The 15,647-nt window shown below is 68.4% G+C and carries 11 protein-coding genes; 3 read left to right on the forward strand and 8 right to left on the reverse strand.

Translation table 11 applies throughout. The features are described 5' to 3' along the window. Positions 1-301 precede the first annotated feature (301 nt). Positions 302-1,522 carry a hypothetical protein gene (locus tag EKG83_RS27015; RefSeq protein WP_153278452.1) on the forward strand — a complete coding sequence of 407 codons (1,221 nt, stop codon included), beginning with the start codon at positions 302-304 and terminating at the stop codon, positions 1,520-1,522. 123 nt (positions 1,523-1,645) lie between these two features. On the opposite strand, the gene EKG83_RS27020 is transcribed toward EKG83_RS27015, so the two are convergent. Beyond that, positions 1,646-2,266 carry a hypothetical protein gene (locus tag EKG83_RS27020; RefSeq protein ID WP_153278453.1) on the reverse strand — a complete coding sequence of 207 codons (621 nt, stop codon included), beginning with the start codon at positions 2,264-2,266 and terminating at the stop codon, positions 1,646-1,648. Positions 2,267-2,620: 354 nt separating this feature from the next. Between EKG83_RS27020 and mobF the strand changes: the two genes are divergently transcribed. Beyond that, positions 2,621-7,681: a MobF family relaxase gene (mobF, locus tag EKG83_RS27025; protein ID WP_051766993.1), complete on the forward strand. Its 5,061-nt coding sequence runs from the start codon at positions 2,621-2,623 to the stop codon at positions 7,679-7,681. 238 nt (positions 7,682-7,919) lie between these two features. Here mobF and EKG83_RS27030 read toward each other — a convergent pair whose 3' ends face one another. From EKG83_RS27030 to EKG83_RS27045, 4 genes are all read right to left on the reverse strand, one after another. Then, positions 7,920-8,495: a hypothetical protein gene (locus EKG83_RS27030; RefSeq protein WP_153278454.1), complete on the reverse strand. Its 576-nt coding sequence runs from the start codon at positions 8,493-8,495 to the stop codon at positions 7,920-7,922. Positions 8,496-8,521: 26 nt separating this feature from the next. Further along, positions 8,522-9,484, reverse strand: coding sequence for a hypothetical protein (locus EKG83_RS27035; protein WP_153278455.1), 963 nt, complete (start codon positions 9,482-9,484; stop codon positions 8,522-8,524). Positions 9,485-9,746: 262 nt separating this feature from the next. Continuing rightward, positions 9,747-10,571, reverse strand: coding sequence for a LuxR C-terminal-related transcriptional regulator (locus EKG83_RS27040; RefSeq protein ID WP_033435534.1), 825 nt, complete (start codon positions 10,569-10,571; stop codon positions 9,747-9,749). Position 10,572: 1 nt separating this feature from the next. Then, on the reverse strand, positions 10,573-10,869 hold the full coding sequence (locus EKG83_RS27045; protein WP_033435535.1) for a hypothetical protein: 297 nt from the start codon (positions 10,867-10,869) through the stop codon (positions 10,573-10,575). A gap of 819 nt (positions 10,870-11,688) precedes the next feature. Here EKG83_RS27045 and EKG83_RS27050 point away from each other — a divergent pair. After that, positions 11,689-11,928, forward strand: a complete 240-nt coding sequence (locus tag EKG83_RS27050; RefSeq protein ID WP_033435536.1) for a hypothetical protein — start codon at positions 11,689-11,691, stop codon at positions 11,926-11,928. On the opposite strand, the gene EKG83_RS27055 is transcribed toward EKG83_RS27050, so the two are convergent. Genes EKG83_RS27055 through EKG83_RS49430 form a run of 3 tightly spaced genes read right to left on the reverse strand, consistent with a single transcriptional unit; the run spans position 11,922 to position 15,642 of the window. Continuing rightward, positions 11,922-12,509 carry a hypothetical protein gene (locus tag EKG83_RS27055; protein WP_033435537.1) on the reverse strand — a complete coding sequence of 196 codons (588 nt, stop codon included), beginning with the start codon at positions 12,507-12,509 and terminating at the stop codon, positions 11,922-11,924. The two genes, EKG83_RS27050 and EKG83_RS27055, sit on opposite strands and share 7 nt — an antisense overlap. Next, complete coding sequence (locus EKG83_RS27060; protein ID WP_153278456.1) at positions 12,506-14,515, reverse strand: type IV secretory system conjugative DNA transfer family protein; 2,010 nt, start codon at positions 14,513-14,515, stop codon at positions 12,506-12,508. Before EKG83_RS27060 ends, EKG83_RS27055 begins: the two co-directional genes overlap by 4 nt. Then, on the reverse strand, positions 14,509-15,642 hold the full coding sequence (locus tag EKG83_RS49430) for a C40 family peptidase (protein ID WP_033435539.1): 1,134 nt from the start codon (positions 15,640-15,642) through the stop codon (positions 14,509-14,511). The genes EKG83_RS27060 and EKG83_RS49430 overlap by 7 nt, the downstream gene beginning before the upstream one ends. Between the last annotated feature and the right edge of the window lie 5 nt (positions 15,643-15,647).

Consider the following 15,647-nt stretch of genomic DNA (forward strand, 5'->3'; position numbering starts at 1 on the left):
ATTATTCCGGGGCCCACCTTGACCCGGTCTACGCGACACGAAACCGGCACTACGCGAGGGGGACGGGAGAAAAAGGGTTAGCCACCACTCCGAACATGTCAACAATGCACGCACCTCACGTCCCGAGGAGTCAAAACCGCAGGTCAGAAGCACGGAATGCAAGGTAACACTTCGACAACAAGCGCAAACGGACCACCCCTCGTCTTGCGAATTGCAAGAATCGCGACTAGGATTAAAACTGCAAGAAACACCGGGAAGACCAAACCCGGCGAACGTACAGCTCCCAATTTCGAGGTTATTCATGTCGCAGCGCGTTTCCGTTCCCACGGCCCTTGCCGACATTGCGTCCCTGGTCAGGTCCGGTGATCTGACCACCGCCAAGCGTCGCGTCCGCACCGTGGTCAACACCGTTGACCCGCAGACGCTAGCCCTGATGGACAAGTGCGCTACCACGCTGAGCAGCTACCCCTACAGCATCGCCGTGGCGAAGCTGCGCAACGCTTGGCAGCGCACCACCAGCGCCGAGGACCGCGCCGTTATCGCTGCCTGTGTCCCCGACCAGGACCCTGGCCTCTACCGCCCCGACACCGCCGACGCGCCCCGCTACGGTCGCGGCAACTACCAGGCCCCCCGCAACAGCAATTCCCGCTACGAGCACAGCGCCCGCCGTACCGTGCCCGAGCAGCGCCGCCGCGCCCACGCCCAGAACGAACCGCGCACCGTGACCGAGTACGTCGAGAACCGCGCCGGGGTGGACGACGCCCCCGCCCGCGCGGAACGGCCGATCGCCTACGAACTGGACTACGACCGGGCCGCCGTTGCCGATCTGCGCACCCGCCCGTGCGTATGGTGCGCCGGGGAACGCGCCGTCATCGACGTTTACACCGACCGCGTCAAGGCCGGTCACGGTGACGACGGGCTGTGCAGCGAGTGCCGCTCGCTCAACCGCCCCGGCATCCCCGAGCTGCCCACCGGCCACAGCTACGCCGACGCCATCCACGCCCGGTGCGACTACCACGTCACCCACAGCGGATTGCCCGCCGTGCGCGCCGAGTGGCGACGCGCCATGCGGCAACACCGCCGCCTCACCGCCGCCACCATCGAGCAGTGGGCGCAGGACTACCAGCAGCGGCACGCCCCCGTCACGGTGGTCGAAGGCGTTCCCCGCTGCGCCCACTGTGACGCCAACCTCCACAGCGCACCCAACCCCTACGACGTGCCCAACGAGCACGACGAGCGCACCACGCCGCATGACCCGCGCTACTGCTCCCGCACCTGCGCCGACGCCGCCACCGCCCCCGAAGACATCCCCGAACCCCAGCCCCAGCACAACCAGGAACAGGAATCCCAGCCCGAACCGGAGCCCCAGCCGGAGCCGGAGCCGGAAAGCGTGCCCACGGTGGACGATGGTTCGTGTGGGACGTGCGGAGACATGCGGCAGGTCCGGCAAGGTCTGTGCCTGGACTGCCGGCGGCTGGAGCAGCAGACCGCCCAGCAGCAGGCCGAACCGGTGGCCGCCTAACACCGAACGCCGCCGGCGGACAGGCCGACCCCGTCCGCCGGCACCCAGCAAGTAAGCGGGGTGGCCGGCATCGAGCCGACCACCCCGCCAAGAGCTGGCCCCACCCACCCACCCCCGACCGCCTCACGGCGACATCGAACCCGCCTGCGGCGGGTACTCACCCCCACCAGCCCCCACACCTCCCGCATCCAAGCGGTGCCCCCCACCTACCGCACGAGCACTCCCGTCAGCATCACCGTCCGGCGGCACCACACCGCCCGACACGTACTCACCGGAACCGCTCACCACGTCCGGTTCAGCATCGACACTGGCACCGGCGACATCCTCGCCCACACCGGCCACGCCCTCGGTGTCCTGTTCCGGTTCATCCGCCTCATCCCCGGTCGAGGCCGAGCGCGCCAAGCGCACCAGCGACGCGACCATCTGATCCGACATCCCGGTATAGCGCGCCAGCTCGACCTCACCGAACACCTCCAGCGCCGCCACGACCGTCTGCGCCAGACCAACGCGGGCCGTCTGCTTCTTCGCCCGCTCCGCCTCGACGTCCGTCCCGAGCTGCTCACGCAGCACGGCGACCCGCTCACGGTGCCGCTTCCGCAGTGCCGCGATCCGCTCGTCACTGCCGCGCTCCACCTCCTCGGCAGCCTCAGCGGCCCTCACGACATCCCGGATTGCGGTCGTGCGCAGCCGCGCTCGCCGCTTGTCCTCCTCCGCCACCTGGCGGGCGATGTCCTTCGCCGACACAGCCATACCCCTCGACCTCCGCTCCGCACGATCCCCCTGGGAGCACTACCACCGTAAACGCCGATTCCGCCCAACTCCAGCAGAAAGAGCACTGGCCACAGCAGCACAGACCCGATACGGCACATCCGCCGCATCTGCCCTTCGAGCAACTTTTCGCTCAACGAAAAGTCAGCATCGGAGCCGCCCGCTGCTTTCAAGCATTACAAGATCAACCGATTTGCACTATGGTATCCACGAGGTTTCCGCATCAGGCCAGCGGTCCGGATGCGGTGATCTCGGCCCCCACGCCAAGAGCCGAAGTGGCGACAGGTCGCGCAGCGCCGTCGCCGAGCAGCGCGTGGGGAGGTCGGGGACGTGGCTTACGTCAAGCCCATCGGCTTCAACCCTGTGGAGATTGACTACCGCCTCGGCGAGCACGACTCGTGCAGCGGCTCCGACCGTGAACGGCCACTGTCGACACACCCGCAGGGTGGTCCCACGGGTCTGCTATGGATCGGGCAAGGGCTGCACGAGGTCGGCATCACGCCGCTGAGTCCGCTGACCCGCGACCAGTTCCCCCAGGCACGGGCTCTCGCCACCGGACGGCACCCGTACACCGGCGAGGTGCTGGTGGAGCCCAAAAAGGCGGTCCCGGAGGACGCCAAGCTGCCGATCTCGCCCCTGGTGCGCGCCGTGCACGGCATCGCCGCCCAAGCCGGGGTACCGGTGTCGGACGTGCTCGCTGAGCGCAAGCTGCGCGACATGTTCGCCACCGCGGAGCGGGTGTGGCGGGCCGACGGAGAGACCGCGCGCCTGCGCGCCGACCACGCAGGTCTCATCCTCGACGCCGTAGGGCTGGCACCGGACGAGGTCTGGCAGCCCGGCGCCTTCACGCAAGCCACGGCGAACCTGTTCACCATCGTCCAGACCACCGGCCACACCGGAAAGCCGCGCAACAAGCGGGTGCCGCGACGCGTCATCACCGGCAACGCCGCCTACGACCTCACCGTCGACATCCCCAAGAGCGACTCGACCTTCCTGGCCATTGCCACCCCGGAACTGGCCGCGCAGGCGGAGCCGATGTTCCTCCAGCAGGTGCTGCGCACCTTCGACTGGCTCGAAGCACGCACCGCCTACGGCATGCGCGGCAAACACGGCCAAGGCAAGACCGCAGCCACCGTCCCAGGATCCGGCTTCCTGGGGTGGGCGATAGTCGAACGCACCGCCCGTCCGGTGGAGGGCATGCCCGTGGGCGATCCGCACTGGCACGTCCACCTCACCCTGGCCAACATGACCCGCGGCACCGAGGACGGCAAGTGGAGCACCATCGCCGCCGGCGGACGCGACCTGATCCGCCACGCCCCGGTGGTGCAACACATGGTGCACGCACTGATCCGCCACCAGATGACCACCAGATTCGGTGTACGCTACCGCCGCAGCGAACGCACCGGTCGCTGGGAGATCGCGGGCATCCCCGACGAGACACTGCGGCAGTTCAGCAAGCGCAACACCGACATCCGTGCGCTGCTCACCCATCTGGGACACGACCCGCAGACCGCGACCCGCGTCCAACAGGACCTTGCCGCCCGACTGACCCGCCGCCCCAAACACGCACCGGGACGTGCCCACGGCAACTACATCGACGCTCCCGACGCCACGCTCCAGGACATCTGGCAAGGGCAGGAACTGGCCGCCGGACGCGACCCCGCCGAGCATCTGCGGCGCGTCCTCGCAGGCGGTCACCTGCCCGAAGACGGCGAGCAACCCGAACCCGAGCCGGTCGTCACCGCCGAAACCATCGCGCAACGCCTGCTCGACCCGGCCGCCGGTCTGACCTCACACAGCCGGCGCTTCACCCGCGCCGACGCACTACGCCACGTCGCCGACGCGATGCCCGGCGGCTACCCCTCCCCCGAGGCGATCGAGGCCATGACCGAACGGGTCCTGGCGCACCTGGACTTCGTCCGACTGCCCCAGGGCGCGGAGCTGGTGCATGGGGTGGGCACGAAGCGCTCCCTGGCCGCTCAGCACATGGCCAACGCGCAGCAGTTCACCACCACCGACGTCGTCGAAGCCGAGAAGATCATCCTTCGCGCCGCGCGGGCCAGCCACCCCGAACAGTCACCAGTGCGCGTCACCGACCCCGACCTGCTCCAGATGGCGCTCGACACCGTCGAAGCCGGACAGGGCTACCCGCTCTCCGACGAGCAACGCGCCGCCGTGACCCGCCTGGCCACCGACGGCCGCATGATCGACACCGTCAACGGCGCCCCCGGCACCGGCAAAACCACCCTCCTGCGCGCCCTGCGCACCATCCTGGAGGCAGCCGGCTACACCGTGCAGGGCGCGGCCACCGCCGCCGTCGCCGCCCGCAACCTCCAAGCCGAATCCGGCATCCCCTCCCGCACCCTCACCTCGCTGCTCAGCACCACCGAGGACCCCGACAGCACCGTGCTCACCGGCGTCGACGTGCTCGTGGTCGACGAGGCCAACCTCACTGACGACCGCGACCGCGCCCGGCTCTACCAACGCGCCGCCCGCACCGGCACCCGCATCATCGAAGTCGGCGACAGGCTCCAGCTGCGCGGCGTCGGCGCGGGCAGCCTGTTCGGCCACGTCCACCGACTCGTCGACGGCCCCGAACTGGTCGACAACCGGCGCCAACGCGAGGAGGATGAACGCGAAGCCATCGCCCTGTGGCGGGAGGGCCGCTACAGCGAAGCCCTCGCGATCTGGATGCTCAAGAATCGGCTGGTCGCCACCGACACCACCTCCGAGGCCACCGCCGCCATGCTCGCCACCTGGGCGCAGATGCGCGCCGGAGCACCCGACCCGCACACCGAGATCCGCGGTCTGGTCATGCTCAGCGCCACCCGGGACATGGTCGACCGCCTCAACCACGGTGCCCAGGCACTGCGTCTGGCCGACGGCGAACTCGGTCCGGGCCGCACCTATGCGCTGCGCCGCGGCGGCGAGATCCGCTTCCACGTCGGCGACCACGTGCTGATGCGCATCAACGCCGTGCAGCGCCGCACGCTGGCCGACACCGACGTCCTCAACGGCTACCGCGCCGTCGTCACCGCCATCGCCGACGACGGCACCCTCACCGTCGAATGGCAGGAGGACGCAGCCGACGGCCGCACCACCCGCCTGGGCAGACTCACGCCCGAGTACATCGCCCGCGGCGGCGTCTCCCTCGGCTACGCCATGACCGTGCACAAGAGTGAGGGCCTCACCGTCGGCGACCAGTGGCGCGGCCCCGACGGCGAATGGTCCGGCGGCACGCTGCTCTTCCACGCCGCCGGAGCCGACAACCCCGCAGCCCACGTCGCGACCAGTCGACACCGCAGTGCCGTCCACCTCTTCGCACCACTGGACGCCCTGGACGCCGAACGCGAAGCGACCAACCGGCCCAGGCCGGGCACCCGCGCGGAGCGGATGGAACGCGCCGTCGAGAAGCTGGCCCGTCGTGCCCGCGCCACCGAAACCTGCCCTGACGACCTCCCCGTCGTCGTCCAACTCGGCTTGGCGGAGTTCCGCGACCTCACCGACGCCCAAGCCCGGGAGCAACGCTCCCGGGACGCCGAAGCCGCGGCACGCGAAGCCGACCGTCGCCGTCAGGAACGCGCGGAACGCAGCACCCAGGCCAAGCAGGCACGTGTCGAACGTGCCGAGCGGGACCAGCGGTTGCGTGGGCGTGCGGCGGAGCTGCTACGCGACGTGTGGCGCCATGAGCCCGATCTGGTGGAGCGGATCATCGCCGCGGCGGCCTTCAGCAGCGTGGCGCGACGGCTGGCCGAAGTCGAAGACTCGGCCTTGAACGTGCACGAGGTATTGGCCCAGGTACCGCTGCGCACCGTCGCCTCCGACGCTGTCACCGACCCCGCGGCGTTCACCGCGTGGGCCGTACGCGACGCCGCCGAACGCCTCGCCGACGGCCGCGTCAACGCCGCACACGATCAGGCCGAACGCCGACAGCAGTGGCAGCTACTGCGCGACCAGGTCGCCGACCTGGTGCGTGAGACCTGGACCGCACGCCCCGAACTGGCCGAAGCCGTCATCACCAGCGCCACGTTCGACGCCGTCGTGCGCCAGCTCGACCGGCACGCGGTCGGCGGACTCGACGCCCGCACCCTGCTGGCACGCGTCCCGCTGGCCAAGGTCGGCCGCGACAACGTCGAAGACCCGGCGCGCCTGACCGCCTACTTCATCAAGCGCACCGCCGGCGCCCACCAGTGGGAAGCCGACAAGGCGCAGCGGAACAGCGACCGGGCAGCCGCCGAGCGCCACCGCCGACGCACCGCCGTCGAACACCTGCGCCAGGCGTGGCCCGACCATCCCGAGGTCGTCGACCTCGTCGCAGGAGGGCCCGCGTTCGGCGCGCTCGCCCAACGGATCGAACAAGCCGCCGAAGCAGGCATCGATGTGGACGCCGCACTACGCCAGGTCTCGCCCGCCGAGGTGAGTGCACGCTGGGTCAAGAACCCCTCGGCGTTCACCACCAGCCACTTCCAACGCGCCGCACAACACCAGATCGAACTCGCCGGGCGCGATCCCGCTGCCGCCGATCAACAGCCGCACCCCCGCGCCCCTGAAGCACAGGGCGTGCCGCACTGGGCCGATCGCGAACACGGCCGCCACGACGACGAGCACCTGCGGCGCCTGCTCGCCGTCGAACAGCAACGCCTCGCCGCACTCGACCGAGCAGTCACCGAAGCTCGCCACAACGCCGAAGAACTACGTATCCAGGTTACCGCCGAAGCCGGTCCGGCCGTGCGGACACTCGACGACCACCTGCACCGGCTCCGCGAGCAAGCCGACCTGGTGCGTCAAGCCGACGACCTCGAAACACGCTGGCACGCCGCACTGGAACGCGCCGAAAACGCCGCCGCCGACCGCGCCCGCACCCAACACGCCCTCGACACCCTCGGACCACTGGCCCGCACACGCCGCACAGAGCTGTCCGAGCAGGTCAAATACCACGCTGAACGGGAAGAACAGGCGCACGCCGACGCCCGCGACCTCGCCGCCCAGGCGGCCCGGCTCCACGAACGCACCGGCCCTCCCGACCAGCGCCGCCACACCCTCACCCGAGCCGACGCGGCGGAAAAGGACTACGAACACGCGCGCCCCAGAGCACAACAGCGAGACCTCGACACCCTCACCGCCGCCCAGGACCGCGCCGAACGCCTCGCCGCCGAACACCACAGCCTCACCAGGCGCATCGACGGCCTGCGCGACGAGATCGAACTGCGGGCCGGACAACCTGCGGAAATACGCGAGCGAGAGCAGCAGGAACGCCACACCGAACTGGTCTCCGCGCGCGATCGAGCCAGCCGGGCAGCGGAGCCGGTCGCCGAGCACCAGCGAAGCGTCGACGACATCGAGCCAGCACAGATCAGCAATGACATCGAGCCGCAGCCGGGCGACCAGTGACGATCACCCGGCCGCGCGGTCTCCGCCAATCCAATCGAATAGGAAGTTACTTCATGTCTTATCGTCGTTGACCGAGGATCGATAGTCGGAAGCACGACGACCAACGATCACCGCCATTATCTTCAGGTGGGCGCGACTGCCTGCCCAATGAACAGGGCCTTGCGTGATCGACATGTCGATCACGCAAGGCCCTGTGATCAACCCAGACGGCTGCTCTGATCAACTAGTGGTCACGCCCCTAGCCGCGGCACGATCTTTCGGTCATGGGTGTGGGTTTGGTCGTGAAGACGGTCAGTCCGCCGGGATTGGTGAGTGTTCCGCGTGCGAACACCGCCGCGGCTCCGGTCGGCGTACAGTAGGTGTGCCCGCCCTGAAGTGTGCGTGGTCGGACTTCCAGGGTGAAGGCGAGGAGCGCCACAGCGCCGGTGTCGGTGCTCAGCAGTTCGGTAATCAATTCGGAGAGATCGTGGCCCGGTTCGGTCCCAATGATGTCAAGCAAGGTCCGGGTGTCCCCCCTGCAGGCGGCCTGGTGGATCGGCCGAACCTGGTCCAGCAGCGCTGTGGGCAGCGCTTGGTTGTCCGAGTCGACGGTCTCGATGTCGGTGCACACCCAGCCGTCAGGTGGAGCGGCTCGGACACCGGTCGTCGTGGTCGGCGGGTTCGTCGTCATGGTGGGCCGCGGGGCCGGGATGGTCGTCACACTGGCCGAAGCGAGCCCAACGGCGGGCTCCTCGGAGTCGATCGTTCTTACCGCGATGGCCGACAGGATGATCAGCACACCGGCCAGGACGCTCCACACCACAGGATTGCGCATCAGGTCGTCCTTGACACAGGCATCGGTCAGCAGCGGCTCGGGCCGAGGTCTATATGGGTGGGATCGAACTCAGCGACGACGCTGAGACCACTGACCATCCTGTAGGCGGATTGGTACGACGCGACATGAGGGCCGCTACATGCCATACCCGCCACCCGGAACGGGCGTCCGTTGTTGTCCACCTTCGTCTCCCGGATCTCTGTGCCGATCTGGTGGACGATCGTCAGCTCGTACTCGTAGCTGCGAGAATCGGCGAACGTGGTCAGGACGATCTCGTGGGTCTCCCCGGCCGAGAGGTTGATCGTGTGTCCGGGGAAGTACGGACCGGTCGGGATTCGACGGCCATCCTGACCCGGAGGAGGTGACGGCATCGGTTCCGAGGCTTGCACTATCGGAAACGCTTCGTCTAGGAACAACAGCACCTCCGAGGACGGCTCACCACCCTGAGGCGGCGCCCAGACGAGGCTGCCTGAGGGAGGTGGAGCCGTTCGCCGGATCGCCGGTCGGATGTCGATTACTCTGGTGCCGCCAACCGGGCCCTCCAGGTGCAGTCGAATCAGGTGGCGCTGCAAACTGACGGCCCCCTCCAGCGAGCGAACTTCCTTCACCAGGGCACGGTCCACCGCGGCCATCGGTTCGGCCAACCGGCCCACGAGGTCGCTGCTGAGGAAGTCCGGCGACTCCGACACATATCCCCACGGACCCTGGTCGTTGTGGGACATGTCGACCGTCACGCGCAACTCGCTCGGCACGCTGACGTCGGGACTCGCATCGTCTGATGACTTCGGCCACACGATGATCAACGCTGCGATCACCACGGCTGAGGAGAGCACGGCAGCAGACGCCCACCACCGAGGCTGTGCTGCCGCAGCCAGATGGACATCGCCGTGGATATCCCGCGCCTGTACCACGTCACGCGCGTCGCCGCTCTGCACGTTCGCCGTTTGAATGTGACTGTCCATCGCATCATCACGTGATGCGTCAACCATGCAACCCCCCAAGGCTGACACGACTGTAGTGTCAACAGGACGACCCGTGTCCGCCGAAATCGGGTTACCTGGATGATGCTGGGTGGTGGCACCGCAAACTCCGCCGCTCCGCCCACCGCTCGGTGACCGAACTCGAAGCCGACGTCCACCGCTGGATCAACGAGTGGAACGCCAGCCCCAAGCACTTCGTCTAGCCCAAAGCAGCCGACGACATCCTCGACACACTCGCCGCCTACTACCAACCAATTACCGACTCACGACACTAGCGAGTGGCAGGTGCTGCCCCCCAGTCGAGCTCGCGCACCCGGTTGAGGACCTCCTCTGAAGAGGGCAGGCCGAGCTTCTCGCGGAGAGACTTGATGGCTATGGACTTGTTGGCCCTGACCGCGTTGTTGTCGATGCTCAGGATTTCTGCGATCATGCGAGGCTTCAGTCCGTCGGCGGACATCCGCAGCACTTCTGCTTGTCTCGGCCCCAGGGAGCGGACGGCTCGGGCGATCTCACTGTGCCCTTCCGGGAGCGTGGCGGTGACCGGTTCGTTCTCCACTTCGCGGCGGATGTCGAGGTGCATCACAATCTCCCGAAAGGCCGAGTGGACCGCTTTGCGGGACCGGCCGGTGATGTCGGCGACCTCGGCCAACTCATAGCCGTCGAGGAAGAGTTCCAGGGCCTCGGTCATGTCGGGCGCGATCCTGTCCACCAGTTCCATGAGGTGGAGTTTCTGCATGTGCTCGATGAAGGGGTTCTGAACGATTCGGCCGACTTCAACCGTCTCGAAGTCGTCCCATGACTCGACCAGGACGTCCGTGTCACGGGCTCGGTAGTAGTCGACCGCTGCATTGTCGGCGACTCTGCGCAGGTAGGCCCACTGGTGAGTGATCCGCTTCCGCTCCTCAGGGGTCAGCCGTGTGAAGAACTTGGTCACGGCGTCTTGAATCACGTCGTGAAGGTCGATGAAGGGGACCTTGTCACGCAGGCGGAACGTGATCACGCGGACTGCGGTGCGCCAGAGGCACACTTCATCCTCGCCCACCTCGTGGCCAGGCTTGAGGTTGAAACCGCGGGCATCTTCGGTCAATGCGGTCATCTCAGGCAGTGCCCTTCTGACCACTACCGGTCAAGTAGAGAGCTGGAAGGACGAGGGCGACGAGCGCGTGGACGTCCTGCGGGCTCCACTTGGACAGCATGGCGAACCCGATGACGGCGAGCAAGGCGCCGCTGCGGGTGAATTCTCGCAGTGGGTCGAAGCCTTCGGTGATGAGCCATCGGGCGCCGAGACTTGACGTGCGGGCCTTCCTTGCGCCCGACCGCTTGTGATCGTCGGTCGCGCGGGAGCGCGGGGACGCCTGTGTGGGGTCGTTCAACCCCGTGTCATTGGTGGACAACGGTGAACCTTCCGAACAGAGGGCCCCGCCGCCCAGCCTCCGGCCAAAAAGTTCGGAGCGGCGGGTCCCTGACGCACTCGGCGGTCTGCCGAGCGTCAGATCAGGATGCCTGACCAGATGCTCTGCCATAAAGTCAAGACAGCGGCACTCGAATGTGTGAATAAACACAGGTTCGCGATTTAATGCTTTGCGGGGCCCGTCCGTCCGTGGTGGCCGAACCGGGCGAACACTCGGGTCACCAGGACCATGGTCCTGGGAACAGGAAGATCCTCTGCCCAGCCTCCGGCCAAGAGTTCGGGGTGGTGGATCTTCGACGCACTCGGCTCTGCCGGGCGTCCGATGAAAGGACGCCACGATGCGGCCAGAGCGCGCCAAGGCGGTGGTCGGGTCCTTATAGGGGCCCGGCCACCGTTTTGTCATCGGTTGGGCAGGTCGACAGGCAGGCTCATCCCGACTGCCGCGACGCTGTCTGCAGGCGGTACAACTCGGCGTAAACCTGTTCGAGTTGTTGTTGCTGCGCGGCGTTCTGCTCGGCTTTCGCTGAAGCGCTTGTCAGCGACGCCAGGTACGCAGAGTTGGTCGTACGCGCAGAGGCTGTCGACATCACAGCGCGTAGCCAACCGTATCGGTCCTGACCTCCCCGACGCACTCCGCCGGCTTTCAGTCCTGCGTACGCGCTCACGGACGCGAGGCCCTGCGATGCCTGGTCGACCACTTTGACGAGCGCGATCGCCTTGCAACGGCTGTGGCACTCCTGCGACTCCACATCGCACTGAACGCCCCAGGGGCGGACGACCCGATGGACTCGTCTCGGCAGTTTTGACCAGCTTCCTCGACCTAGATCAACTACGTGATGGCCCAGACGCAGGCGACCGACACGACGCTTACCTGCTGGCAGAGCTACTGCTTGTTCTCGGTGACCGAGACGAGCTCTCGGCCGAGGTCATGGCCGGCAACCAGTACGCGGTCGAGCGGTTCGACAAGCTGCTGACCGTGCAAGGCAGGCGGGACGAACTCGACCTGTTCCGCAAGTACGGCTTTCAGCCGTCGGGTCAATGACCGGTCGGGACACCGAACCTCATGCTCGACATCGCACTTCCCCCGGTGAAGCCGAACGCAAAGCTCAACGCCTCGCTCGGCTCGCCAGGGTCCGCGGCCTGGAGCCGGTCAGCTGGACGAAGTACGTCACCAGGGCTGGTGCGCCAGGACGCGGGGTGCTCGCCCGCACGGCAACTGGCGGGATCGCCGCCCAGCAGGTGATCCAGCCGTGCGCGGAACGCAGGCAGGTAGCGGAGGTGGTAGTCGCCTGCCATCAGCGGTGTGGATCTGGGGTCGTGGTGGGTGTCGTAGTAGACCCACACCATGACCGCGAGGTCGTGTGCGAGGCCGGGGTGCAGTTCCCAGCAGTCGGGAATGACTTCGCGGCTGGTTACGGCGTGGACAACGTTGTAGTCGTTCACCCACCGTCGCACGGTCCGTCGCAGCGCTGCGATCTCCTGCTTCGACAGCGCGGCCCACGTCCACGGTGTGCGTCGAATCGCAGCGGGTTCGGCATCCAGGAGCGCCAGCAGCATCACCACGTCGTGTTCGGCGGACGGTTCGGTGGCCGTCGAGGCGGAATCGATCGGCTGGTCGGTCACGGTTGGACGTCTCCGGGAGGGGTGAAGGTGGCTTGCACGGCAACCGCGGCGGCGGCTCCGCGGCGGCGGCTGTGTTCGCGACTGTTGGCTTCTTGGACGATCGCGTCGACTGCGGCGACCTCGCGGCGGATGCGGTGGCGCAGTGCGCGGCGTTGGTAGATCGTGGGTGTGGAGGCTACGAACAATCCTGCCCCGCGTGGGGCGATCACCGCGCGGCCGTCGGCCAAGCGCTGTTGTTCCGACACCGGCAGGCTGTCGACCCGGCTGACCTGGTCGCCGCCCCGTTCGCGGGCTCGTTCGACGAGCGCCGCGTTGCCTGCCCGGGTTGCCAGTTCCGGGGCGACGGTCATGTCCAGTCCGCCGACGATCGTGACGCTGGCCGAGGCGCGCAGGCTGTCGGCTTGGGCTCCGTAGAGTTCGTCCTCCTGGCTGCTGCTCTGCACAGAGTAGATGAAGTGCACGCCGTGTTTGCGCATGGTGTTGCCGATGTAGGGCAGGGTGGGCACCACGACGCTGTGGCGCAGCTCGTCCAGCACCGCGACGAACGGAACGGGCAGTCTGCCTCCGGGATGGGCGAGTGCCGCGGTGCGGGCGGCGATGAACATCTCCGCGGTGAACAGCGACAGCAAGGGCCTGATCCGGTGTACGCGGTCGGGGTCGGCCAGCACGTAGACGGTGCCGCCCTCGCGGACGAAGCCTGTCATGTCGAACGACTGGTCCGGGTCGACGTCGCAGAACGCGCGGCCTTCGCGGCTGACGAGGGCGTTGATGGTGAGCGCGAGGTAGCGCTCGACGCCGGAGGTGGTGCGGTCGGCGCGGGTGCTCAGGTGGGTGGTCAGCGCGAGCAGGGCGGTGCGGTCGGTGTGCGGGTGCTCGGCGAGCACGCGGCGTGGGGTGGTGTGCTGGGTGTCGGACAGCCACTGGGTGATCTCGTCCAGGCCGTAGCCGCCCAGCGCCGCCGCGTACAGCCAGGCAGCCAGGACCTCGCTGGCGGAGTTGCGGAAGAAGACGTCGTCGTCACTGGTGCGCCGCTGGGTACTCGCGGTGTCGGAGCCGGCGACCAGGGCATAGGCGCGGCGGGTGGCCACGGCGAAGTCGGCGCACCCGTTGATCGGGTTCCAGCGCACCTGGGGGAAGCCTGCGGTGAACCGGTTGGTCGGGTCGGAGAAGTCCACCGCGGCGATCGGGTATTCACGCGTCCGGCGATGGCCGGGCAGCCACCGTAGCGGCGCCCGCATCGGGCGTGCGGGGCGGTGGCGGCGGGCCAGGACGGTGTGGGTGAACACGGCGGGTTCGATGCTGAGGACCATGGCCGGGCCGGGCAGGTCGCGGATGATGGGGATGAGCAGGCGCAGGGTTTTGCCCCAGCCGGTGCGGCCGAGGATGCGGATGTTGTGCTCGAAGTGCGCCCACAGCGGCACCCACGGCGCCCACGGGCGCAACGGTCGTCCCAGGCGGTAGCCGAACGCGGCGGTGGGCATGGTCAGGCGGGTCCACCATCGGCTTCGTGGCCAGGTGACACGCCCTTTGCGGCGTGCCTGTCGACGGCCGAGCGTGCGCCGCACCTCGTGGGTGCTCGCCAGCCCTTCGCGTCGGTATCCGGCTACAGGTGCGACCACGAACGCCAGCCACGCCGCCCACAGCGGCAGGCCGGCTGTGAACGCCCACAGCGGGCGCACCGGCCACTGGACGGTCACCTGCCACCGGGATCCGTTCTCGTCCGGTCCCGGAAGCCCAACGTTGGTCGTCGTCGAGGGCGCGGCCGGGTCGGAGGTGGCAGTCGGGGACGGCGGCTGGTAGGTCGGCAGGTCCAGCAGTCCGCTGTCACCGCCGGTCGGCGAGTGCAGATGGAGCCGGGGTGGGTGCCATCCCTGCCCGTCGACCACGGCGAGCAGCCCTGCGGCCAGCCACACGGCCGCGATCGCGCCGGCCAGGGCGAGCAGCAACCCCGCCGCGCGGCGTCGACGTTGCTCCAGCGTCGTGCGGTGCCTTCCGGCGATCACCATGCGCGCACCACCGACGAATCGAACCCCGCGACGCGGGTACGCACGAGGCTGACCTTGACGACGTCTCCGCTCTGGGGTGCTTCGACCATGTAGTGGACGCCGTTGAGGGTGCCCAGGTAGAGCGCCACGTGGGTGGCCGGGCGTCCCCAGAACAGCATGTCCCCGGGCTGGGCCTGCTCCCAGGGCAGCGAGCGGCCGAACTGCTGCTGGTCCTGGGAGACCCGCGGCAGCGTGACGCCGATCTGGGCGAAGGCGTAGACCATCAGGCCGGAGCAGTCGAAGCCGACGTTCTCGAAGTCGCCGTGGGCGTCGGCGACGCCGCCGTCGCGGATGCCCACGGTGGGGCCGGCGGCGTTGCCGCCGCCCCAGGAGTAGCGGGTGCCCAGGTAGCTCAGCGCCGAGGCCACCACGGTGGTGACTCGTTCGTTGGGCATGGTGAGCGTGCCGAGGATCCCGGCTTCGGCGGGCAGAGTGATGGTGGTGCCGCTGACCATGATGCGAATCGGTCCCGAGCCGCCACCGGGCGCGCAGACGATGCCGCCGGTACCACCTTGGGCGGGGGTGCCGTCGTAGAGCTGGGCGGCCAGCGCGGTGGCCCACCCGTGCCATCGGGCGTACCAGGAGGCCCCGGCACCGGATGCCTGCACGGTCTGCGCGCCGTCGGCCAGCGCCACCGCCGGGTCGTCGTAGTTCGGAACCCGCTTGAGCAGTTGCTCGTAGAACGCCCTAGCGGTGTCGGCCGGATCGGTTCGGTTGACGCCTGCGTACAGCTCGCCCTGCTGTTGGAACAGCCCGAGGCTGCGCCCGGAGACCGCGTTCGGGTCCAGCGTCGACTCCTGCATCGCCGTGGCCAGGGCGATCGCGGTACCGCGCCGTGTTACGCCCAGGCCCTTGCCGACGGCGACGATGGTGCGCGCGACGGCCATCTGGTCGGCGTTCAGCGTGGCTTCCACCTGGTCACCCGATGCTGTTGTCTGCCCGTCCGTCTGACCGGCAGGTGGGGTGGTGACGGTGCAGCCGCCACGGGGCGGGGTCGCTTCCGCGTCCTGCGCGCCGGCGCTGAGCAGGGCGACCAGGAGAAGCAGGCTGAACAGGGCGGCTGCGCCGCCGAGGAGGCCCTTGACCATCGCCC

It is taken from the genome of Saccharothrix syringae (genome assembly GCF_009498035.1).
Lineage (GTDB): Bacteria > Actinomycetota > Actinomycetes > Mycobacteriales > Pseudonocardiaceae > Actinosynnema > Actinosynnema syringae.

Bases quoted from the DNA above. Each gene is read 5' to 3' on its own strand.
- EKG83_RS27015 (WP_153278452.1), top strand. From the start codon at position 302: ATGTCGCAGCGCGTTTCCGTTCCCACGGCCCTTGCCGACATTGCGTCC.
- EKG83_RS27030 (WP_153278454.1), bottom strand. From the start codon at position 8,495: ATGCGCAATCCTGTGGTGTGGAGCGTCCTGGCCGGTGTGCTGATCATC.
- EKG83_RS27035 (WP_153278455.1), bottom strand. From the start codon at position 9,484: ATGGTTGACGCATCACGTGATGATGCGATGGACAGTCACATTCAAACG.
- EKG83_RS27040 (WP_033435534.1), bottom strand. From the start codon at position 10,571: ATGACCGCATTGACCGAAGATGCCCGCGGTTTCAACCTCAAGCCTGGC.
- EKG83_RS27060 (WP_153278456.1), bottom strand. From the start codon at position 14,515: ATGGTGATCGCCGGAAGGCACCGCACGACGCTGGAGCAACGTCGACGC.
- EKG83_RS49430 (WP_033435539.1), bottom strand. From the start codon at position 15,642: ATGGTCAAGGGCCTCCTCGGCGGCGCAGCCGCCCTGTTCAGCCTGCTT.